At 48.4% G+C, this 645-nt stretch carries 1 protein-coding gene and 1 pseudogene; both read left to right on the top strand.

The window, feature by feature from the left end; translation table 11 throughout:
• Positions 1–470, top strand: a pseudogene (gene amtB, locus ACWHAR_RS28395) (ammonium transporter AmtB); the annotation flags it as partial.
• Positions 471–481: 11 nt separating this feature from the next.
• Positions 482–645 (top strand): P-II family nitrogen regulator (locus ACWHAR_RS28390; RefSeq protein WP_452088610.1); only part of this gene is annotated, 164 nt, incomplete at its 3' end.

The raw sequence follows: 645 nt of genomic DNA, 5'->3' as shown, positions 1-645 counted from the left end.
AAAAACCGACAATGCTCGGAGCGGTATCTGGGGCAATCGCCGGGCTTGTCGCCATTACGCCGGCTGCCGGATTTGTCACACCGTTCGCTTCCATTATTATCGGCATCATCGGCGGAGCTGTTTGTTTCTGGGGAGTATTCTCGCTTAAAAAGAAATTCGGATACGACGACGCGCTTGACGCCTTTGGCCTGCACGGGATCGGCGGCACATGGGGCGGAATCGCAACAGGATTATTCGCAACAACCTCTGTTAACTCAGCGGGCGCAGATGGGTTATTTTACGGTGATGCAAGCTTAATCTGGAAACAAATCGTCGCCATCGCCGCCACTTATGTTTTTGTATTTATTGTCACTTTCGTTATTATTAAAATTGTAAGCCTCTTCCTTCCCCTTCGCGCAACTGAAGAAGAAGAGTCACTTGGGCTTGACTTAACGATGCACGGGGAAAAAGCATATCAAGATTCTATGTGAGGAGTGACGCTATGAGCGGTCAAATGTTCAAGGTAGAAATTGTAACGCGTCCGGCAAATTTTGAAAAGCTGAAGCAGGAACTCGGAAAAATCGGAGTGACCTCTCTGACTTTCTCCAATGTACACGGCTGCGGCCTTCAAAAAGCACATACGGAGCTCTATCGAGGGGTAAAAAT

This window comes from Bacillus sp. LR--39 (assembly GCF_053613335.1).
This window is presented reverse-complemented; position numbering and strand designations above follow the sequence as displayed.